This window comes from Nocardia sp. NPDC047038 (assembly GCF_040644075.1).
Lineage (GTDB): Bacteria > Actinomycetota > Actinomycetes > Mycobacteriales > Mycobacteriaceae > Nocardia > Nocardia sichangensis.
In genome coordinates this window covers 31,853-50,322 of sequence record NZ_JBEYVQ010000007.1, presented here as the reverse complement: position 1 = coordinate 50,322, position 18,470 = coordinate 31,853, and the positions used below count along the sequence as shown (strand labels likewise).

Genomic DNA, 18,470 nt, shown 5'->3' with positions numbered 1-18,470 from the left:
TCCCAGCGGGCCCGGAGTCGTTGGCGGAGCCCAAGTCTGGGCTGAAGCCGCCAGCGGGAGCTGCGTCAGCGCCGGAGTCGTCGGTTGGAGCTGGGGCTGGGCTGGAGTCGTCGGTTGGAGCTGGGGCTGGGCTGGAGTCGTCGGTTGGAGCTGGGGCTGGGCTGGAGTCGTCGGTTGGAGCTGGGGCTGGGTCGGAGTCGTCGGTTGGAGCTGGGGCTGGGCTGGAGTCGTCGGTTGGAGCTGGGGCTGGGTCGGAGTCGTCGGTTGGAGCTGGGGCTGGGCCGGGGTCGCTGGCGAGGGCCGGGTCTGAGCTGGAGTCTTCAGCGGAAAGCGGTTCCACCTCGGCGAGAACCGTCTCCGCTCCGGAGTCCCCGCGGGGCACGACCGCTCCGGCCGAGTCCCCGCTGACCCGGGTGCCGCGCCGTGTCTTCGTCGCGCGTGTGATGGGTGGCGCCGCCGTCGCGGCGGCCGCGACCACGGTCGGCATCGGCGCCCATGGCGTGCTGGACGGACCCAGTGTGAAGCGGGTCGCCGTGCCGCTGGCGAAGTTGCCGCGCCGAGCGGACGGGTTCCGCATCGCGGTGGTGAGCGACGTGCATCTCGGCCCGATCCTGGGACGCGGCTTCGCCGAACGCGTGGTGCGCACCGTCAACGACACCCGGCCCGACCTCATCGCGGTCGTCGGCGACCTGGTGGACGGCAGCGTCGAACACCTCCGCTCGGCCGTCGAGCCGCTGGCCGGACTGCGTGCCCGCCACGGTGCGTTCTTCGTGACCGGGAACCACGAGTACTTCTCCGGCGCCGAGCAGTGGGTGGAGCATGTGCAGGAGCTCGGCATGCATCTGCTCGCGAACGCTCGCGCCGAGCTGCCCGGATTCGACCTGGCGGGCGTGAACGACGTGCAGGGCGAGCGAACCGGACAGGGCCCGGACTTCGGCAGGGCGCTCGGCGACCGCGACCGCACGCGCACCGCCGTGCTGCTGGCGCACCAGCCCGTGCTGATCGAGGACGCGGTGGCGCACGGCGTCGACCTGCAGCTGTCCGGCCACACCCACGGCGGCCAGCTCTGGCCGGGCAATTACCTTGCGGGCCTGGCGAATCCGACCGTCGCCGGGCTGGAACGGTACGGCGACACCCAGCTGTACGTCTCCAGAGGGGCCGGGGCGTGGGGCCCGCCGGTGCGGGTCGGCGCACCGTCGGACATCACCGTCGTGGAACTCGTGTCGCTCCAGGCTTGAACGCGAAACTCGCGGTCAGCCGAACAGGCCGCCCAGTACACCGCCGCTCTGGCCGGCCTCCTGCCCGCCGCCGGTGCCTCCGACGAAACCGCCCGGCGGCAGCTCCGACGGCTGCACGATGACGAAGCCGCGTCCGGAGAACGACAGCGTCATCCCCTCGCCGGTGCTGCGGCCCATCAGCCTGCCCAGCCCGAAGGAATCATTGCGTTTGATGCCGGTCTGCAGGCTCGACGACCACGCCACCGCCGCCTGCGGATCGGCGTAGGTCGGCTGGTCGACGTTGAGCACCACGGGCGTACCGTGCGTGGTGATGGCGATGCGGCCGCGGCCGGTGAAGACGCAGTTGAACAACCCGGCGTTGCTCGCGAATCCGGCGGCGCCCTGCACCATCCGGATGTCGTAGCGCAGGCCGGAATCGAAGGCGAGCACATTGGCGCCGTTGATGGTGAGGCCGTCGGTGCCGTCCAAATCAATGGTGTGCACGTCGGCGGCGCCGTTGGCGACGAACAGGTCGCCGCGCCCGGACACCTTCATCAGCGGAACGCCCTCACCGGTCAACCGCTGCTGGATCGCCCGGCCGATCCCGCCCGCGCCGAGCGCCTGGAACTGCAGATCGCCCTGGTAGGCGACCATCGATCCGGCCCGAGCCATGACCTCGCCGTTGACGGCCACCTTGATCATCTTGCCGCCCTGCTTCTGGATGCCCGCGCCGGTGACTTCGGCGTGGCTGGGGGCGAACAGTTCGCTCTGCATCGGCAGCGCTCCTTGCTGAGGTGAGGGCATCGGTGGTGGCGGCACCGCGGCGGCCGGCGCGGAATAGGCCGGCTGCGGTGGATAGGCGGGCGGGGGCGCGGGTTGGTACGCGGGAGGTGGCGCAGGTTGTTGTGCCGGGGGCGGCGCAGGTCGGTATGCCGGTGCGGGAGCGGGTGACGAGGTCGGCTGGGCCGGTTCATCATCGATGTTCACACCGAAAGCCGTTGCGATACCGGCCAAACCGTTGTCGTACCCCTGGCCGACCGCACGCACTTTCCATCCGCCGCCGCGGCGGTAGATCTCGACGCACACCACGGCGGTCTCGGTGCTCAAACCCGTCATGGGAAAGGCGAGTGTGCTCGACGAAGACGCGATGGTCGCGCGCAGCGAGCCCGCGGCGGCGAAAGTCGGTGGCCCGCTGCCGTCGAGGCTCGCGGTGACCACGACGCGGTCCACGTCGCTGGGCAGCGCGCCGGTCTGGATGTCCACCACGTCGCCCGCACCCTGGCCGTGCCGGTAGGTGACGCCCGGGGCGACCGGTTGATTGAAGAACACGAAATCGGCGTCGGAGCGCACGCGCCCCGCCGAGTTCAGCAACAGCGCCGATACGTCGACGGGAGCCGAGCAGGTGACGGTGACCGCCAGCCGGTCGCCGGGCGCGGGGCGGTTCTCACCGCGGGCAAGATCGGTCACGGCAGGCCGTCCGATCCGCGGCGGTGCCGGGTTGACATGCGATTCACGGGCTCCAGTGTGTCGTGCGCCCGCAACCCGCGCCACACGCGTACCCGGAATGGGCAGCCGCCAGGCGTTTTCCTGCCACGCAGCCCCATTCGCTCGGGCCGGGCTTGCTGGTCGGGTGCGGTACCGGCAACTGCTGCCGACCGGACCGAACAGGGACAACAGCGTCGCATGGCGCCCGCGTCGACGTGAGCCGGCGCGAGGTCGCCACGACGCGGGCGGATCGCCATCTGTGCGCGAGCGGCGGGGAACGTATCCGCGCCTTCATCGCGTGATGGGCGAGCGCGCGGTAGTGATCGAGCGGAGGTGCCGAATCCGCCTGGCCGCTACGGCGAATCCCCGTGACCCGGAAGAGCCCGGCCGGGTCTGCCGGGCTCGAGGCTGGTCAGAGGACTTCGGCGTACATGGTGCCGTCGAGGATGCCGAACTCGACCTGTCCGGGGAACAGGGGCAGCGCGCCGGTGGCGTGCTTGGTGTGGTTGAGGGCGATAGTTTCGGTGGCCCACCGGTGCAACGGCTCGGGTAGCCGCAGAACCCGGTGGTCGGTGCAGCGAACATAGGGATAGGTGATCTCGCCCGGCCGGGCGAGCGGGTTGTGGATGTCGAGCGCGGCGATGTCCAGGACCAGGCCGGTCTGCTTGGCGGAGGCGACGGTCGGTGGCTGCAGTTCGATGTCGTCCATGACCGAAGACGGTAGCTCGAAGGATGCCCAATGCGGGTGATTCCCACTGAATGTCCTTCGGATTTCATAGAAAATGGGGGACGGCGAGGTTCATCTATTCGGGTGAACCCCACCGCTACCACCAGCGATCGCGGCACGCTTGGGCGTGCGGTGCCGCGCCGGATGTCCCGGAGCCACCGGGACGGTGACGAGCCTAAGCGACGCTGAAGATTCGCGGAGGCGTTTCCGTGGATTCGGCAGGAGTTGCCGACCGGCCCGCATCCGGGGGCGACCGGTCGGTAACCGCCGTCGGAATGTCCGGTTTCCGGCAGCCCGGCTTACTATGCCAGCGGCGTGAAACAAGCTGTGCGCGTTGCTTATCCGGCACGGCTGCGTGCTGTTCGGTCTACTTCAGGAGGGTGGAAGACGTGCTCTATGTAGTCATCGCGGCCATTGTCGTGACCTTGTTGGCCGTGTCGGCCGTGGCGATGGTGTGGGATCCGCGCCGCCGTGCGGAGTCGGACGAATACGACTACGAGTACGACATGAACGAGGAGGACGCCCTGGCGGACGAGTACGCCCGCCCGCGCAATGTCGAATGGCCGCGCAAGGAGAGCGTCTGATCGGCGGCAGCGGCCGCCCCGCAGGCGGTGGCAACCCTGGCGCCCAGCCGAGTGTGGCTGGGCGCCATTCTTTTTCGGCGAACTCCGCGCGAAGGCCGGGATCCGGTCACGCCACGGTGAAGTCGCGCCACGACGCGTGCAGTCCCTGCCCGCGCAGCGACGTGCTGCGTCCGTCTTCGATCGGATGCAGGGTGATGATGCCGAAACCGATCTGCACCGTCTCCGGCAACCGCGGCGCGCGGGTGGTGTACACCGGGATGTCGTCGACGTACCAGCCTGCGGTGCCCGCGGCACGGTCGATGGTGACGCTGTAGCGGTGGAACTCGCCGGGTTTGATGTCGACCCCTGCCAAGGGCGCGTGCACGACGTGGGTGAACGCCTCCTCCGCGGGGACGACGCCCGGCACGAACAGCCGCTCGTGAATGGCGTACGCGTGCCTGCTCGTCGCGATGAGGTCGAAGACCTGGGCGCTGCTCATGTCGAGGACGTTGAACGCGGCGAAGCCGTCCCGGTAGTCCTCGCCGGTGACGCCGATGTTCTCCGCCGCCAGCTCGACCGCGAAGGTCCGCGGTCCGCCGGTGAGATCGAACGTTTCGGTCGACACCAGCAGATGCTTCGGGTTGTCCAGAATCTGGACCTCGGCGTGGGATCGGGTGAAGGCGTCGATCCGGACCGATACCGCGCCCTCGCCGACCTCGGTGCGGGCGGCCGGGTCGGCGTAGCGCCACGTCTGGTCCGGTCCGAGGGGGACTTCGAGGAAGCGCCACCGGTCTTCGCGTAGATCCGGTCCGCTCAGGTCGTCGTATATCATCGCGGCAGTTACCTTTCAGCCGATTCGTTCGGGGGGATCCGATAGGTCGTCCTCGGTCGCCCGGCGGCGCAGGGGGGTCACGACGCCGTTCGACGATCCGGACTTGTAGCCGACGCCGCCGAGCAGCAGACGTTCCTCCGTCAGCCGCGGCCGCAGCGCGGGCCCCATCGGCCACCAGTCGTCGAGTTCGACCAGACCGGGCTCGATCAGTTCCAGATCGCCGAAGTACGAGGCGATCTGCTCCCGGGTGCGGTACCACCCGGAGCCCAGGCCCATTTCGGTGAAACGCCGTTGCAGCTCGATGGCCATCTCGTGCGCCTCGCCGCCGTCGGCGGGATCGTAGAAATGCGTGATCGCGACGTAGGAGCCGGCGGGCAGCGCATCGATGTACTGACGCATGATCCCCGCCGGATCGAGATCGTCGTCGACGTGGTGCAGGATGCCGCACAGGATCAGCGCCAGCGGTCGGGTGAGGTCGAGGTGCTGGGTCACCTCGGAGTTCGCCAGCAGGGTTTGCGGGGCGGTCAGATCCGCGGGTACGAAATGGGTGAACTCGTTGCGCTCGAGCAGTACGCGGCCGTGGATGTTGCACACCGGATCGTTGTCGACGTACACCACGCGCGCCGCGGGGTTCTGCTGTTGCGCGATCTCGTGTGTGTTGCCGACGGTGGGCAGACCGGCGCCGATGTCGAGGAATTGGCCGATGCCGACGGTCCCGGCCAGATAGCGCACGACGCGGTGCAGCCAGCGGCGATTCATGCGGGCCACGTCGCTCTGCCGCGGTGCGACTTCGGCGACTCGGTCGCGTACGTAGCGGTCTACTTCGTAGTTGTCCTTGCCACCGAGGGTAGCGTCGTAGACGCGGGCGATGCTCGCGCGAGTCGTGTCCACGCCTACCGGCGCGCGGACACCGGTCTGGGGAGCGGGATCGGACATGGAGACCTCTCTCTAGTTTCCGTCGCCTGGCTCACCAGCCTAGGGACCGCCGAATCGGGGAGCAATCCGTGCGGATGCATTCGGCCAGTGCTGCTTTCGTGAACCGATGGTGGTCTTGCCGAGCGCGACCGAGAATGGGAACCGGTCGGTATTCATCGGTTGCGGGCGATGACTCAGGACGCGCCGGGCCGGTACAGCACCCGTCCGGGCAGCCACCCGCCCTGGACATGCGTCACGCGCCACCAGTCGATGTGCACCTCCACCGCCTCGATGGGCGTGGACAAGAACGGTTCGATCTGTGGCTCCTTCCGTAACAGCGTCCGGAACGTCTCCTCCCGTTCGCTCGCGCCGGTGCGGACCACGGCCGTGCCGAGGCCTTGTGCGAACGGGTTGAGGAATCCGTCGGGGACGACCTTGACTCCGATGCTGGGATTGGCGCGCAAGCAGTCCAACGTCCGTCCGCCCGACTCGAGCACGAGCGTCAAGCGGAACGGATCGCCGTTCAGCTCGGCGAAGAACGCGTTCGAGCACCAGTTCACGCCCGCTTTCGACGTGGCGAGGTCGATGCTGGTGAAACCGAGGACACCGGTCAGCTTGTCCTGGATGTCCTGATCGGTGATCCGCACGTCGTTCGATGTCATGTCGGGCTCCGTGGTGGGGGACGGGTTCAGGTTTTGCGGCCGACGCCGCCGAGCATGAGACGTTCATCCGGCCACGGCGTGCGCAGCGCTGGGCCGCCGGGCCACCATTCGTGCAGCTCCACCAATCCCGGTGGAACCATCTCCAATCCGTCGAAGAAAGCCTGGATCTCCGCGCGGGTGCGCCAGCGTCCGGTGCCGAGGCCCCCGTCGTGCAGTGCTCGTTCGGCCAGTCTGGCCAGCGCGTGCAGTTGTTCGCTCTCGGCGGCCGGATCGAAGAAGTGGCTGATCATCACATACGACCCCGGGGCGAGGCGATCGATATACCGCCGCATGATGCCCGCGGGGTCCCGATCGTCGTCGACGTGGTGCAAGGTGCCGCACTGCATCAGCAGCACCGGTCGGGTCAGATCGAGGTAGCCGTTGACCGCGGGGTCGTCGAGCACGTCGTCCGGCCGGGTCAGGTCCAGGTCGAGAAAGTGCGTGCGTTCGTTGGCTTCCAGCAGCTTGCGCCCGCGCGCGGCGCAGATCGGGTCGTTGTCCACGTAGACCACCGCGACCTCGGCGCCGAGTTCCTGGGCGACCTCGTGGGTGTTCTTCTGCGTGGGCAGTCCGCTGCCCAGATCGAGAACCTGGTCGACGCCCGCCGACCGCGTGACGTACCGGACCACCCGCTCGAGCCAGCGCCGATTCGCGGCGCCGACATCGTCCTGGTGCGGCACCGCCTTCTTCAAGCGCTGGTATACCTGCCGGTCGGACTCGAACCAGTCCGTCCCGCCGAGGGCATAGTCGTACACCCGCGCGATACTGGGTATCTCCGGGTCCACACCCGCTAGTCGGGTCGATCCCTCTGCCGACGTCATGGCGCTCCTCCTCCGCGTGGCCACCGTCGGGGGCGACTCTACGCACAGCCGTCTCGGCGCGCCGGGGAATCCGGCCCGGATATTGCGTTGGCGCTCTTGCGAATCCATTCGTGCGTATCCGATTCGCGGCGCGCGCTCGCGTCCGGGCCGGCGTTTGCGTGCGGCCGAGTAGGATCGTCAGCCGACGTTCCGACAGCTGTGATGGTGGAGGCACTACGCCGCGCGGTCTAACCCCCGATCGGCCGGAGGCATGCATGACCAACGACGAGGACAGTGGTGACAACGCCGAATTCCCTGCGGCAGAACGTGGTCCGACGGTACTGCGGATCGCGCTCGGCAGCCGGTTGCGTCAGCTGCGCGAGGGCTGCGGAATCAGCAGGGAGGCGGCGGGCGACGCGATCCGTGGATCGCATGCCAAGATCAGCAGGCTGGAGCTGGGCCGGACCGGGTTCAAGGAACGCGATCTGCACGACCTGCTGAACCTCTACGGAGTTGTCGAGCCCGCTGAACGCGAAACGTACTTCGAACTGGCTCGGCGGGCCAACGACCCGGGGTGGTGGCAGCACTACAGCGATCTGCTCCCGGCGTGGTTCGAGACCTACATCGGCCTCGAACAGGCCGCCACCACGATCCGCACCTACGAGGCGCAGTTCGTCCCCGGGCTGCTGCAGACCGCCGATTACGCACGGGCGGTGATCCAGCTGGGCAATACCGACGAGACCGAACGCCGCGTCGCCATCCGCATGCGCCGCCAGCAGATCCTCTACCGTGCCGCCGCTCCCACGCTATGGGCTGTCATCGATGAGAACGCGCTGCGCAGGCCGGTCGGCGGAGTGGAGGTGCTGCGCGAGCAGATCGAGCATCTGGTCGCGATGGCCGACCGTCCCAGCATCCGGATCCAGGTGCTGCCGTATGCGGCGGGCGGGCACTCCGCCGCGGGCGGCCCGTTCAGCATCCTCCGGTTTCCCGAGCCCGAGCTGCCCGACATCGTCTACACCGAGCAGCTCACCAGTTCCCTGTATTTCGACAAACAGCGCGATGTCGAGCTGTACATGTCGGTCATGAACCGGATCAGCGTGGAGGCGCTTTCCCCGGCCGAGAGCGTGCGCTTCCTGCGCGAGCTGCTCACCGAGTCGCAATCCGGCGAATAGGACTGACTCGATCGTTGTTTCCGAGTGCGGTATCCGTGCTCCACGTGTGTGCGCCGGCTCGGCGCGGGAAGTTTGCCAAAAGGGTCGCGGGCGACCGAGGAGTCGCCGCGGCGTGCTGTCGATGGCGGGGCGGCGTCGTGCGTTCGGAAACCGGTCGGTCGGCGCGGAGCGGCGGAGAGCGAAGGCTCCGAATCGAATCCTCGCTGCGTGACGTGAAATCCGTTGTCGTCGGCGAGAACTCGATGAAATGCGATCGACGGAAGGTAACAGTTCGATATCGGCGCATTGCATCCGATACTGATTTGTTATCGATCAGCCTGCGTTCACCTCGATTTTCGAGGTTTTCGAGACCGGTGGCGCCAATGCACATGCACGCGCGCATGTACGTACCGATGGACGATCACCGATGCGACGCGGCCGCCGTGGTGTGGCAGTATCCCTGTCGAGGTCGGGGTCTGAGGATCGGCTCGGGCACTGGCTGGTTCGGCCACGGCGACCCCAACGCGAGTTGGGGTCGCCGGCGGAGCCGTCGCGAACCGCTCCGATGTCCGGATTGCCGATAGTTCACGGCGTCAGCACGATCCGGATCGGATTGCCCTCCTTGCTTTCCAACGCGTGTACCGCTTTGTCCGCTTCGGACAGGGGGAGCACGGCACTCACCGACTTGGCGAAATCGAGCCGATGCGCGCGGCGCAGGCGCACGAGTTCGAGCACATGGTCGGGCTCGGAGCCGTAATGCCCGCGCAGCTGTTGCTGCCGAAAACTGAAGATGGTGCCGTTGGTGATCGTGATCGGCTTGTCGGTGAGCCCGACCAGCACCAAGCGTCCCTCGTCGGCGAGACATCCGACGGCTTGTTCGCGCACGGGCGCGAAGCCGGCGAAGTCGAACGCGGCATCGAGTCCCGCTCCCGCGGTGGCGGCGTATACCTTTTTCGCCAGTTCCGGGTCGGACGGATCGAATGCGAGGTCCGCCCCGAATTCGAGCGCGCGCTGCCGGGCGGCGGGCAAGGGATCGACCGCGATGATCGGCGCGGCGCCGATCAGCCGGAGCAACTGCACCCCGTGCGCGCCGAGCCCGCCCACGCCCCACACGCCGGCCGACTCCGCGGCCCGCACCTGACCGGTACGGGTGATGGCGGCCCACGGCGTCGATACCGCGTCGGGGATGAAACAGGCCTGCTCGAACGGTAGGTCGTCGGGAATCGGCACCAGGGTGTCCGCGGTGGCCAGCGCGTATTCCGCCCAGCCGCCGTCGTAGTCCACGCCGCGGGTGTAGGTTTTGCCGTCCCGGATCTCGCCCGCCTGCAACAACACCCGGTCGCCCGGCTGGGGGCCCTGCACCTCGGGCCCGAGGGTGTGCACCGTACCCGCGACCTCGTGCCCGAGGGTGACCGCGTCGCCGGCCAGGTACATCGGCGACAGCACGCCCTCGATGAGGTGGACATCCGACAGGCAGACACCGGCGGCCGCCACCTCGATCAGTACCTGACCCCGGCCCGGGGTCGGCACCGGGACGTCCTCCAGGCGGAACCGATGCCCGTCGGCGGCACGCGGGAACAGTCGTCCAGCAAGCATGTTCAACTCCTCAGCAGGCCGATCGGTTGATGTGCGCCGTGCGTTCCGGGGCGATCGATCAGGGCGTCCATGTGAGGCGGCCGCCCTCGAAGTCCTGGGCTTTCCCGTTCTCGAAGTCGTACTCGTCGCTGGTGGGGTAGCCGTAACGCCCGGCTTCGCCCCCCGCGGCCTCCCAGTTCTCGCGGATGGATCCCCAGACGACATGGGCGCCGGTGCGCGGGGCGTAATAGATGGCGCCGCCGCCGAACAGGTTGTAGCGGCCGTTGCCCGCGCGGGCGGGGGATTCGTCGGTGATGGGGAACCCGAGCGGGCTGCTCTCCCAGCCGAAGGAACCCCACTTGTCGCGGATCACGCCGCCGATCTGATGCGCGGCGGTGCCGAGCGACCAATAGATCGACCCGTTCTGAAAGACGCTGTAGCTTCCCGGCTTCGATGGTGTCGCCACCTCCCGCGCCACGGGGTAGCCGAGCGCTCCGCCCTCGTAACCGAGATTGCCCCATTTGTCGCGGATGGCGCCACCGACCTGACGGGCGCCGGTGTCGGGGTGCCAGTAGATGGACGAGTCGCGCTCGAACGCTTGGTAGCGGCCGCCGCGCGCGGCGGAGTCCTCGGGTGTGACGGGGTCGCCGAAAAACGCGGGCCCACCGGCCTCGTCGTACTCCGCTTCGATTGCCCCGCCCACGTCGTAGGGGCCGATCGGGCGCGCCGCCGCATCGGGGAGGATGCCTGCGAGCAGAATGCCGAGCGCGGCGACGATGGCGAGCGCGCCGCGGGTGCGCGAGTGGTTCGGGCGACGGTGCCGTGCCAAAGTGAACTCCTGTGCATCTCGGGTGGGTGCGGGATGGAGCTGAAGCTTTCGGTCGGCGTGCGGAGATCAAGTTACCTCGCCGGGTCGCGATGCGGAGCGATACGAGGTACTCGAATGCCCTGGTGTCGTGCGGTGCGGTGGACGGCGGCCATCCAACTCGTCCTGGGCTCCGAACAAACTGGCGGTGCTACCGTGCCCACGGTCGCGCCTTCTCGGATACGGTGCCGCCGGGGCAGGGTGCTCGCACCCTGCCTCGGCGGTGTCATGAACGGAACATGTTGCCGGGCAAGGGGTAAGTCCGATTTCAGCGGAGGACGTTCGCCGCCTCGGCGGCGATGGTCGCGGCGACCGCACCGAGGGCGGGGGAGTCCAGACGCCACTGCTGCCAGTACAGCGGGACATCGATGACGACGCCGGGATCGATCGAGACCAAGCGGCCGTCGGCTCGGCCGTCGCGGGTCTGCAGATCGGGGAGCATCCCCCAGCCGAGCCCGAGCCGGACCGCCTCGGCGAATCCGGTGGAGGACGGCACATAGTGGCGTGGCGGATTCAGCGGTTTGCGACCGCGCCTGCGCAGCAGGCGATCCTGCAGGTCGTCTTTGCGGTCGAACAGCACGACCGGAGCCGCGGCGTAGGACTTCGCCGTCGCCCCGTCGGCGAACCAGCTGGCGGCGAATTCCGGACTCGCCATCGGCCGGTAGCGAATCGCTCCGAGTCGATCGACCTTGCAGCCCTGCACCGGCTGGGCGGTCGAGGTGATCGCCGCCATCACGGTGCCGTCGCGCAGCAGACGCGTGGTGTGTTCCTCGTCCTCGCGATGGATCTCGAAGCACACGCCGCGCGGTGCGCGGGCCAGCGCGGGCAGCACCCAGGTCTCCAGGGAATCGGCGTTGACCGCGATGGGCACCCGGATCGGGCCGTCGGAGGGTTCGCCGCCGAGTTCGCGTGCGGTATCGCCCGTCAACAACTGGATCTGCCTGGCCAAGCGCAGGACGGCCAGCCCCGATTCGGTGGCGCGCACCGGTTTCGTGCGCTGCACGAGAATCCGGCCCGCGGCGTCCTCCAGCGCCTTGATCCGCTGACTGATCGCCGACGGCGTGACACTCAGCCGTCGGGCCGCGGCGTCGAAGGTCCCCTCGGTGATCACGGCGTCGAGTGCGCGGAGCTGGTCGAGCTGGAGATCCATATTAAGGAAGCGTAATGATAGATAAGAATCTTTAGCTTGTCTGGGTATGATCCGCGGCCTTAGCGTCGCTGGACGTGAGCGTTTCCTCGGCGGTGGTGGCGGCCGTGTCCGGTTTGGGCTTCGGCCTGTCGTTGATCGTGGCGATCGGTGCGCAGAATGCGTTCGTGCTGCGGCAAGGGATCAGTGGCAGGCACGTACTCGCGGTGGTGACGGTGTGCGCGGTGTCCGACATCGTGCTGATCGCGGCCGGGGTCGGCGGGTTCGGCGTGGTCGTGCAGTCGGCCCCGGGGGTGCTCGTGGTGGCGCGTTACGCCGGGGCGGCGTTCCTGATCGGCTATGCGGTGCTGGCGGCACGGCGGGCGTTCTGCTCCGCCGCGCTGAGCGCCGAATCCGGGCGGACCACCGCGGCGCTCGGCGCGACGGTGGTCACCTCCCTCGCGCTGACCTGGCTCAACCCGCACGTCTACCTGGACACCGTGGTGCTGCTCGGCTCCCTCGCCAGCACGTACGCGAGCCCGGATCGCTGGTTCCTCGGCGCGGGGGCGATGCTGGCCAGCGTGCTGTGGTTCACCGCACTGGGCTTCGGCGCGCGCCTGCTCGGCCCGCTGTTCGCCCGTCCGCGCGCGTGGCGCGTGCTGGATTCGGTGATCGCGGCGGTGCTGCTCGTCCTCGGGCTGGGACTGTTGTGCATCGGGTGAAGGCCGCGCTCACAACTGCTCCTTGATCTTTGCGGCGAACTCGTAGCCGGCCTGCCACTCCGGGCCGGGAAGGGCGAGGACGACGCGCGCCGCGCCCGCCTCCGCGTAGGCGGACAGTTGCTCGGCGGCCTGACCGGGATCGGTGGCCAGCGGGGGCGCGACGACCGTCACAGTGAGCGGCGGACGGCCGTATTCCGCAGCGAGTGCGGACAATTCGGCTACGTGCGCGCCGATCTCGCTCGGCTCGAGTCCGATGGCGACCCAGCCTTCGGCATAGGCGGCGGCGCGCCGCCGCGCCCGTTCGGCGTCGCCCGCGACGAGCACCGGCGGCATGGTCGCACCTGGCGCCAAGGCGACCTCGGTGCCGTCCGGAAGGACGACCGGCCGCCCGGCGACCAGATCGGGCAGCAGACTCAACGCCTCGTCCGTGCGGCGGCCGCGCTCGGCGAAGGACGCGCCCGCGGCACGCCACCCGACATCCCCGTGCGCCGGGTTGCCGGTGCCGACACCGAGGATCAGCCGGTCACCGGAGACGTACTGCAGCGTGGCGATCTGCTTCGCGGCCCAGGCGACCGGCCGCAAGGCCAGCAGCATCACGCCGTACCCGATGCGGATGCGATCGGTCGCGGCGGCGGCGGTGGCCAGCACCACGGTGCTGTCCAGGATCGGCGCGCTGGCCACGAGATGATCGGTGGACCATACCGAGTCGAGGCCACTCGCTTCGGCCAGGCGAGCGGCGGCTCGCACGTCGCCGAGGATGGGTTTCGCGGGGTCCGGCGTCGAGGTGGGCAGGATGATGCCGATTTCCAAGGTCATGCTTCCGACGCTACGAACACCTCGCGTCCGAGCCAATGTTCCGCTCGCTCGAGTCGATATCCCGGACGCTCACATCGATTCGGCTGCCGCGTAGCGAGTTTCGGCGACCGCCTCCGGTGCGGGCCGCAGGCGGGCACGGATGACGTGGGCCGACCGTATGTCGCGGACCGGCTGATGCTAGTCGGCGAGCAGCGTGGTCCGCGCGACATTCCGGATCGGTCGGACTCGCGGGAGGGCAGCGCATCGACCAGCGGTCGGGACCGTAGCCCGGCCGAACGCGGTGTCGTGGCCGACATCGGCGTGGTCGCGGGCGTAGCGGGCATGACCGCACTCGAGCGCGGCGCGGACCTCGCCGACGCGGTTGCCTTCTTCCTCCGGCGACCGGCGCTGGATCTGGAGCCGGACGCTGGAGTCGAACGGCGGCTTCTTCCTCCGGTCGGAATCGGTGCGGCGGTGGTCGTCGGACACGAACGGACATGGGCGGGTGGCGCCCGCGCTCGAGGCTAGGGTGGGCGCATGGTCGAGTCGACGCGAATCGTGCTTGCTTCCCGGCCGGTGGGTGCGCCCACCGCGCAGAATTTCCGGACCGAGACCGCGGAACTCCCCGATCCGGGCGAAGGCGAAGTTCTGCTGCGCACCCTGTACCTGTCGCTCGATCCGTACATGCGGGGCCGGATGAGTTCGGCGAAGTCCTACGCCGATCCGGTCGAGATCGGCGCGGTGATGGTCGGCGCGACCGTGGCCGAAGTGGTCGAATCCCGCGACCCGTCGCTGACGAAAGGCGATGTGGTCTTGGCCTATTCGGGGTGGCAGTCCCATGACGTCGTCCCGGCGCGCGGACTGCGCAAGCTCGACCCCGGCAAGGTTCCGGTCTCGACCGCCCTCGGCGTGCTCGGCATGCCCGGCTTCACCGCCTACGCCGGACTGCGCAAGATCGGCAGACCCCAGCCGGGCGAGACGCTCGTGGTCGCCGCGGCCACCGGACCGGTGGGCTCGGCCGTCGGCCAGATCGCCAAGATCGACGGCGCCCGCACGGTGGGGATCGCGGGCGGCCCGCGCAAGGTCGAATATCTGAACGAACTCGGATTCGATGTCGCACTCGACCACCGCGCTCCCGATTTCGCCGAGCAGCTCGCGGCGGCGGTCCCCGACGGCATCGATGTCTATTTCGAGAACGTCGGCGGCGCGGTGGCGGACGCGGTGTACCCGCTGCTGAACACCTACGCGCGTGTGCCCGTCTGCGGGCTGATCGCAAACTACAACGCCACCGGCGCCCCGGAGGGCCCGGACCGGCTGCCCGCCTACTACAGCCGGATCCTGACCAAGAGCCTCACGGTGCGCGGGTTCATCCAGAGTGAATTCGTCCGTGAGCTGTATCCGGAATTCTTGCGCGAGATGGGCGAGTGGGTCGCCGACGGACGCGTGCGGTACCGCGAGGACGTCGTGTCCGGCTTGGCCGCCGCACCCGAGGCGTTCATCGGCATGCTCGAGGGCCGCAACTTCGGCAAGCTGGTGGTGCGGGTCGCCGACTGATCAGCTCGCCACCGCGCCGCCGCCGATCCCGAGGTAGACCACCATCAGCACGAACAGGAACCAGCCCGCGCCCTGCCAGATGGGCCAGGTCCGGCCGCGGCGCCACTGCACGTAGGTTTCGACGAAGGCGCCGATGCCGCCGATCAGCAGCACCACCGACGGCCCGAGCACCACGGCGACCTGCGCGGCGGTATCGCACAGCAGGTTGTCCGCGTCCGCGCACTCGCGCTGCGCGGCCCACAGCACGGCCAGCAGGAAGACCAGCGCGGCGGTGGCGAGCACCGAAGCGACGTAGGTCGCGGCGCGCCGGAACCCGCGCGGATCGCGCCAGCGTTTCTCGACGTCTTCGACCATGTTCACCACCTCGCCGTCCCTGGCCGCCGGTTCCTCCGACGTGATTGCCGAACGGCGGCGGCTCAAACGCCGCTCAGGGTTTGCGTCCGACGCCGGCCAGGTACCAGGCGGACCGCGTCGCGGCCGGGGCGGCATCCGTGTCCGGGCGCCACGCGTCCACCGGAACGATTCCCGGCTCGACGAGTTCCGTTCCGGCGAAGAAGGATTCGGTCTCCGCCTGGCTGCGCGGCTGGAACGCGATGCCGGCCTGCTGAGCGGCTGCCGCCGCGCGCGCCATCGGGCGCGGGTCGAAATCGCCGGTGAAGTGGGTGAGCACCAGATAGCTGCCGGACGGGGCGGCGTCCAGCAGTCGGCCGACGACACCGTACGGGTCGTCGCTGTCGCGGAAGAACATCATGACCGCGACCAGCAGGATCGCGATGGGCCGGTCCTGGTCGAAGGTATCGGCCAAGGCGGGTGCGTCCAGGATGGCGCTCGGATCGCGCAGATCCGCGTCCAGGAAGGCGATCCTGCCCTGCGGCGTGCTCGCCATCAGTGCTCTGGCGTGAGCGAGCACGAGCGGATCGTTGTCGACATAGACCACCCGCGCGGCCGGATCGGTGTGTTGGGCCACCTCGTGCGTGTTGCCCGCGGTGGGGAGACCGGGGCCGATGTCGAGGAACTGATCGATGCCCGCCTCGCAGGCCAGATGGCGCACCGCCCGGCCGAGGAACGCGCGGTTGGCGCGGGCCATGTCGCGGATACCGGGGATGTGCATGGCGACCGTGTCGCCGAGGGCGCGGTCGGCGGGGTAGTTGTCCTTGCCCCCGAGCCAGTAGTCGTACACCCGTGCCTCATGGGGGAGGCTCGTGTCGAGCTTGGTCGACGATCCGGCGCGCACTTGCGCGTGACCGTCCGGCATGGCGACTCCCTTCCCGGCGACGCAGGACCGGCGCCGCACCCCTGTCGCCTCCAAAGGCGACCTCGCGCTACGAATTACGCGTCAAGAATAGGGTGACGCGTCCACAATGCGCGGTAATTCGGCCGATTGGTCCGTTTCCGGAGAGTCAGTCGGCGGCGGCGAATCTGGCCGCGATCTCCTGGGCGGTGACCTTCGCGAGTTCGACGAAGAACGGCACCCGTTCGGGAATCATCAGTGTCGTGGGGCCGCGCAGACCGAGTGCGAACCGGCAGTGGCCCGCCGGATCGAGGATGGGCAGGCCGATGGTGCGGAAGCCCGGATCGAGTTCCTCGTCGTTGTAGGCGTATCCGCGTTCCCGCGTGGTGACCAGCTCGGCGCGCAGTTCACCGGGGCCGGATACCGAGCGCTCGGTGCCCTCGTCGTAGGGGAGTTCGCGTAACTGCTCGTCGGTGGCCTCGGACCAGGCGAGCAGGGCCTTGCCGAGCGCGCTGGCGTGCAGGGGCAGCCGCACGCCCTGCAGTTTGTGCCCGTCGGTCTCCCGCCACCGGCTGGTGCCGAGCAGCACGGCGTGGATGCCGTGGCGGGTGGCGACCGAGCAGCTTGCCCCGGTGGTGCCCGCGAGCTGCTCCAGATACGGTTCGGCGAGGTAGATCCGGTGCTGGCGGTAGGCGATCTGCCCCCACTCGGCCAGCGCGCCGCCCATGCGGTATCGACTGGATTCGGCGTTCTTCTCCAGAAAACCCGCCTGCACCAGCGTGGTCAGCAGCCGGTGCGTGGTGCTGACCGCCAGACCCTGTTGCCGCGCGACCTCCGAGACGCCGCGCTCCCGGCCGTCACGGAAGCAGTCCAGCACGGAGAGGGCGCGGGTGACGGTCTGCACGCCGGAGGGTTCCACGACTGTGACGGTAACACAAGCATGCGGACCAGAGAGTTTGCTATTTCCGTTATTTGGAAAACTCTCGTGTGAGCAGCGTGGACCGATCGGCGATGGCGGGGTTCGATCCACGTTCACAGTCGCATTAAGTCCGGGCAGTACAGAGAGCTCGATATGTCAAGCTTTCCGATCTACGGAAAGCATTACCTCGTGACCCCGCGCTGCCGTCCCTACTCTCCGAGAGCATTGATCGACGATTCGGACAAGGAGTCCTCACGATGTGGCGGCAAGCCCTCATGCGCATCGCGCTGGCGATCGTTCCCCTAGTCGCACTCGTCGCCGCGTGTGGTTCGGACACCGACCGCGACACCGGCGCAGGCGCTTCCTTCGTGCTCAAGGTCGCCGACCCGGGGAACTCCGGGCCGCTGGCGGTCGGCAAGCGCGACGGCACCTTCGATGCCGCGCTGGCACCACTCGGCGCGAAGATCGAGTGGGTCAGCATCACCCCCGGCTTCAGCTCCAACCTGAAGTTGTTCAACACCAAAGAACTCGACGTCTCCGGCGCGGCGTTCAGCCCCGTCGTCGGCGCGCTGTCCAAGGACGTCGGTGTGCGGATCGTCGCGGTACAGGATCCAGCGGGCAAGGATCAGAGCGGCATCATCGTCACTCCGGAATCGGGCGTGCACTCGGTCGCCGAGTTGGTCGGCAGACGCGTGGCGGTGAACCCGGCGGCCAAGGGCGAATACATCCTGCTCAAGGCGCTCGCGCAGGCAGGCGTCCCGGCCGACAAGGTGACCAGGGTTCCGTTGCAGCAGAAGGACGCCGCCTCGGCGTTCGCGACCGGCAAGGTGGACGGCTGGTCGTCGTTCCTGGTGCCCTACCAGGAGGCCAAGGCCAACGGCGGCGTCGAGATCGCCACGGAGAAGAGCATCGGCTCCAACGACAACTCGGTGGTGGTGTTCCGCACCGAGGTGCTCGATCAGCGTCCGGACATCGCGGCGAAATACCTCGAAGTGCTGCAGGACCTCACGGCGAAGCAGCGCGCCAACCCCGCCGAGTTCGAGAACGTCTTCGAGAAGACCGGCCCGCGCGCCCTGTCGGGCCAGCGGCTGTCGGACGCCTACCGGGTGGGGGCGGAGGCCACCGTGCCGCACCTGCCGAACGAGACCGACGCCACCGCGCTGGCCGACGTGGTGAACACCTTCTTCGACAACGGCGTCGTCACCCGCAAGGTCACCGCCGCCGACATCTTCTACGACCTGAAGTCGAAGCTGACGCCCGAGCAGCTGGCATCGTTGAAGGCGGGCAGCTGA

Annotated in this window: 20 protein-coding genes; 7 read left to right on the top strand and 13 right to left on the bottom strand. The window is 68.7% G+C overall.

All coding sequences use genetic code 11. From position 1 onward, the window contains the following. Positions 1 to 413 precede the first annotated feature (413 nt). Positions 414 to 1,238 (top strand): metallophosphoesterase, encoded by an 825-nt coding sequence (locus ABZ824_RS23250; protein WP_356965313.1) that lies wholly within the window; start codon positions 414 to 416, stop codon positions 1,236 to 1,238. A gap of 15 nt (positions 1,239 to 1,253) precedes the next feature. Here the strand turns inward: ABZ824_RS23250 and ABZ824_RS23245 are convergent, their stop codons facing one another. Both ABZ824_RS23245 and ABZ824_RS23240 read right to left on the bottom strand, forming a co-directional pair. Further along, a complete protein-coding gene (locus tag ABZ824_RS23245; RefSeq protein WP_355076335.1) occupies positions 1,254 to 2,684 on the bottom strand; it encodes an AIM24 family protein in 1,431 nt (476 codons plus the stop codon). A gap of 430 nt (positions 2,685 to 3,114) precedes the next feature. After that, the gene (locus ABZ824_RS23240) at positions 3,115 to 3,411 is read right to left on the bottom strand and encodes a hypothetical protein (RefSeq protein WP_355076333.1); all 297 of its coding nucleotides are present in this window, start codon (positions 3,409 to 3,411) and stop codon (positions 3,115 to 3,117) included. A gap of 407 nt (positions 3,412 to 3,818) precedes the next feature. On the opposite strand from ABZ824_RS23240, the gene ABZ824_RS23235 reads away from it, so the two are divergent. After that, positions 3,819 to 4,013 (top strand): hypothetical protein, encoded by a 195-nt coding sequence (locus ABZ824_RS23235; RefSeq protein WP_356965312.1) that lies wholly within the window; start codon positions 3,819 to 3,821, stop codon positions 4,011 to 4,013. A 106-nt stretch (positions 4,014 to 4,119) separates the two neighbouring features. Here ABZ824_RS23235 and ABZ824_RS23230 read toward each other — a convergent pair whose 3' ends face one another. The 4 genes from ABZ824_RS23230 to ABZ824_RS23215 all read right to left on the bottom strand — a co-directional run bounded on the left by ABZ824_RS23230 (position 4,120) and on the right by ABZ824_RS23215 (position 7,261). Further along, on the bottom strand, positions 4,120 to 4,824 hold the full coding sequence (locus tag ABZ824_RS23230; protein ID WP_356965311.1) for a DUF6081 family protein: 705 nt from the start codon (positions 4,822 to 4,824) through the stop codon (positions 4,120 to 4,122). A 15-nt stretch (positions 4,825 to 4,839) separates the two neighbouring features. After that, positions 4,840 to 5,760 carry an SAM-dependent methyltransferase gene (locus tag ABZ824_RS23225; RefSeq protein ID WP_356965310.1) on the bottom strand — a complete coding sequence of 307 codons (921 nt, stop codon included), beginning with the start codon at positions 5,758 to 5,760 and terminating at the stop codon, positions 4,840 to 4,842. A 173-nt stretch (positions 5,761 to 5,933) separates the two neighbouring features. Then, positions 5,934 to 6,401: a hypothetical protein gene (locus tag ABZ824_RS23220; RefSeq protein ID WP_355080515.1), complete on the bottom strand. Its 468-nt coding sequence runs from the start codon at positions 6,399 to 6,401 to the stop codon at positions 5,934 to 5,936. 26 nt (positions 6,402 to 6,427) lie between these two features. Next, the gene (locus ABZ824_RS23215; RefSeq protein ID WP_355080513.1) at positions 6,428 to 7,261 is read right to left on the bottom strand and encodes an SAM-dependent methyltransferase; all 834 of its coding nucleotides are present in this window, start codon (positions 7,259 to 7,261) and stop codon (positions 6,428 to 6,430) included. Positions 7,262 to 7,515: 254 nt separating this feature from the next. Between ABZ824_RS23215 and ABZ824_RS23210 the strand changes: the two genes are divergently transcribed. Then, on the top strand, positions 7,516 to 8,412 hold the full coding sequence (locus ABZ824_RS23210; protein WP_356965308.1) for a helix-turn-helix transcriptional regulator: 897 nt from the start codon (positions 7,516 to 7,518) through the stop codon (positions 8,410 to 8,412). Between the two features lie 564 nt (positions 8,413 to 8,976). Here ABZ824_RS23210 and ABZ824_RS23205 read toward each other — a convergent pair. From ABZ824_RS23205 to ABZ824_RS23195, 3 genes are all read right to left on the bottom strand, one after another. Next, positions 8,977 to 9,987, bottom strand: a complete 1,011-nt coding sequence (locus tag ABZ824_RS23205; protein ID WP_356965306.1) for a zinc-binding dehydrogenase — start codon at positions 9,985 to 9,987, stop codon at positions 8,977 to 8,979. 58 nt (positions 9,988 to 10,045) lie between these two features. After that, on the bottom strand, positions 10,046 to 10,795 hold the full coding sequence (locus ABZ824_RS23200) for a hypothetical protein (RefSeq protein WP_356965303.1): 750 nt from the start codon (positions 10,793 to 10,795) through the stop codon (positions 10,046 to 10,048). Positions 10,796 to 11,099: 304 nt separating this feature from the next. Beyond that, positions 11,100 to 11,981 (bottom strand): LysR family transcriptional regulator ArgP, encoded by an 882-nt coding sequence (locus ABZ824_RS23195; protein WP_355080505.1) that lies wholly within the window; start codon positions 11,979 to 11,981, stop codon positions 11,100 to 11,102. Between the two features lie 74 nt (positions 11,982 to 12,055). On the opposite strand from ABZ824_RS23195, the gene ABZ824_RS23190 reads away from it, so the two are divergent. Then, complete coding sequence (locus ABZ824_RS23190) at positions 12,056 to 12,679, top strand: LysE/ArgO family amino acid transporter (RefSeq protein WP_356965301.1); 624 nt, start codon at positions 12,056 to 12,058, stop codon at positions 12,677 to 12,679. Positions 12,680 to 12,688: 9 nt separating this feature from the next. On the opposite strand, the gene ABZ824_RS23185 is transcribed toward ABZ824_RS23190, so the two are convergent. Further along, positions 12,689 to 13,495: an LLM class flavin-dependent oxidoreductase gene (locus ABZ824_RS23185; RefSeq protein WP_356965300.1), complete on the bottom strand. Its 807-nt coding sequence runs from the start codon at positions 13,493 to 13,495 to the stop codon at positions 12,689 to 12,691. 174 nt (positions 13,496 to 13,669) lie between these two features. On the opposite strand from ABZ824_RS23185, the gene ABZ824_RS23180 reads away from it, so the two are divergent. Both ABZ824_RS23180 and ABZ824_RS23175 read left to right on the top strand, forming a co-directional pair. Beyond that, complete coding sequence (locus tag ABZ824_RS23180; protein ID WP_356965299.1) at positions 13,670 to 14,002, top strand: hypothetical protein; 333 nt, start codon at positions 13,670 to 13,672, stop codon at positions 14,000 to 14,002. A gap of 9 nt (positions 14,003 to 14,011) precedes the next feature. Beyond that, on the top strand, positions 14,012 to 15,028 hold the full coding sequence (locus ABZ824_RS23175; protein WP_356965297.1) for an NADP-dependent oxidoreductase: 1,017 nt from the start codon (positions 14,012 to 14,014) through the stop codon (positions 15,026 to 15,028). Here ABZ824_RS23175 and ABZ824_RS23170 read toward each other — a convergent pair whose 3' ends face one another. The 3 genes from ABZ824_RS23170 to ABZ824_RS23160 form a co-directional block, all read right to left on the bottom strand. Continuing rightward, entirely contained in the window at positions 15,029 to 15,382 is a 354-nt protein-coding gene (locus tag ABZ824_RS23170; protein WP_355080497.1) for a hypothetical protein, read from the bottom strand. It lies immediately after the preceding gene. A gap of 73 nt (positions 15,383 to 15,455) precedes the next feature. Continuing rightward, positions 15,456 to 16,283, bottom strand: coding sequence for an SAM-dependent methyltransferase (locus tag ABZ824_RS23165; protein WP_356965295.1), 828 nt, complete (start codon positions 16,281 to 16,283; stop codon positions 15,456 to 15,458). A 145-nt stretch (positions 16,284 to 16,428) separates the two neighbouring features. Continuing rightward, on the bottom strand, positions 16,429 to 17,178 hold the full coding sequence (locus ABZ824_RS23160; protein ID WP_356965294.1) for an IclR family transcriptional regulator: 750 nt from the start codon (positions 17,176 to 17,178) through the stop codon (positions 16,429 to 16,431). Positions 17,179 to 17,435: 257 nt separating this feature from the next. On the opposite strand from ABZ824_RS23160, the gene ABZ824_RS23155 reads away from it, so the two are divergent. Next, positions 17,436 to 18,470: an NrtA/SsuA/CpmA family ABC transporter substrate-binding protein gene (locus ABZ824_RS23155; RefSeq protein ID WP_356965293.1), complete on the top strand. Its 1,035-nt coding sequence runs from the start codon at positions 17,436 to 17,438 to the stop codon at positions 18,468 to 18,470.

Bases quoted from the DNA above. Each gene is read 5' to 3' on its own strand.
- ABZ824_RS23220 (WP_355080515.1), bottom strand. From the start codon at position 6,401: ATGACATCGAACGACGTGCGGATCACCGATCAGGACATCCAGGACAAG.
- ABZ824_RS23170 (WP_355080497.1), bottom strand. From the start codon at position 15,382: ATGGTCGAAGACGTCGAGAAACGCTGGCGCGATCCGCGCGGGTTCCGG.
- ABZ824_RS23175 (WP_356965297.1), top strand. From the start codon at position 14,012: ATGGTCGAGTCGACGCGAATCGTGCTTGCTTCCCGGCCGGTGGGTGCG.
- ABZ824_RS23240 (WP_355076333.1), bottom strand. From the start codon at position 3,411: ATGGACGACATCGAACTGCAGCCACCGACCGTCGCCTCCGCCAAGCAG.
- ABZ824_RS23230 (WP_356965311.1), bottom strand. From the start codon at position 4,824: ATGATATACGACGACCTGAGCGGACCGGATCTACGCGAAGACCGGTGG.
- ABZ824_RS23195 (WP_355080505.1), bottom strand. From the start codon at position 11,981: ATGGATCTCCAGCTCGACCAGCTCCGCGCACTCGACGCCGTGATCACC.
- ABZ824_RS23165 (WP_356965295.1), bottom strand. From the start codon at position 16,283: ATGCCGGACGGTCACGCGCAAGTGCGCGCCGGATCGTCGACCAAGCTC.
- ABZ824_RS23225 (WP_356965310.1), bottom strand. From the start codon at position 5,760: ATGTCCGATCCCGCTCCCCAGACCGGTGTCCGCGCGCCGGTAGGCGTG.
- ABZ824_RS23205 (WP_356965306.1), bottom strand. From the start codon at position 9,987: ATGCTTGCTGGACGACTGTTCCCGCGTGCCGCCGACGGGCATCGGTTC.
- ABZ824_RS23180 (WP_356965299.1), top strand. From the start codon at position 13,670: ATGCTAGTCGGCGAGCAGCGTGGTCCGCGCGACATTCCGGATCGGTCG.
- ABZ824_RS23155 (WP_356965293.1), top strand. From the start codon at position 17,436: ATGTGGCGGCAAGCCCTCATGCGCATCGCGCTGGCGATCGTTCCCCTA.
- ABZ824_RS23215 (WP_355080513.1), bottom strand. From the start codon at position 7,261: ATGACGTCGGCAGAGGGATCGACCCGACTAGCGGGTGTGGACCCGGAG.
- ABZ824_RS23210 (WP_356965308.1), top strand. From the start codon at position 7,516: ATGACCAACGACGAGGACAGTGGTGACAACGCCGAATTCCCTGCGGCA.
- ABZ824_RS23185 (WP_356965300.1), bottom strand. From the start codon at position 13,495: ATGACCTTGGAAATCGGCATCATCCTGCCCACCTCGACGCCGGACCCC.